The organism is Bartonella sp. AA81SXKL (genome assembly GCF_042196945.1).
GTDB lineage: Bacteria > Pseudomonadota > Alphaproteobacteria > Rhizobiales > Rhizobiaceae > Bartonella.
Genome location: NZ_JBHIRH010000207.1, coordinates 1 through 754 on the forward strand (window position 1 = coordinate 1; position 754 = coordinate 754).

Annotated in this window: 1 pseudogene; it reads right to left on the reverse strand. The window is 42.4% G+C overall.

Annotated elements, in window-relative coordinates:
• A pseudogene (locus ACFINZ_RS10625) lies at positions 1–754 on the reverse strand (hypothetical protein); the annotation flags it as partial.

Below are 754 nucleotides of genomic sequence, written 5' to 3' on the forward strand. Positions count from 1 at the left end.
GCACTGATCTGATAAAAGCCACCATCACCAGCAAAAAAAGCATCACTCCCGCGACACGCTATAGAGGCTGCACTGCGCGCTCCACGTTTGTCTTGGATCTTTTGAAAAGCAAACGGGCTCTTGGAACCTAACGTCAAAGAACCAGCATAAATAGCAGAACGAAGAAAAATAAGGGGATTGGTTGTTTCTGTTGCCCCCTGCACATATTCTCCATCTTGGAAATCCATATAACCACTAACATTATATTGAGTCTCCCATAGAGTTTCATCGCCTTCTCCAGACCAATGGATGCGATTGGGATTATCTGTCAATTGCATCAAACAAACAAAAGGTCCCCAAACCTTAACCAATCCTGCTTTCGGTGGATTTCCTTCTAAATCTTCAAACCGTTCAGAACTAAGGACCTTGAAAACTTGCGGTTTATCATTTTTATTCACCGCAATAACCATGTTTTTAAAAAGAGCAAACGACCATTTATTCTCTTCATTTGCATGATACGTCACACCACTTTGGCTTATGTCTTTCCAACCCTTGGTTTGACTATCATAACTGTAAAGCTTTTGTTTGCCTCCTACAATTATCTTAACACCATTGCCACTTCTAAACGCTATGCACCCCAAAGGCTTTTCTTCCAAAGCATGAGACACAACCATTGCACTAGGCATGGGTATGTAACCGCCATCAGCCGGTAAAACATTCACAAGCGTATCCGTAAAGCTACCGTTGACGACCGAAACATCTGGTCTGTAATCAG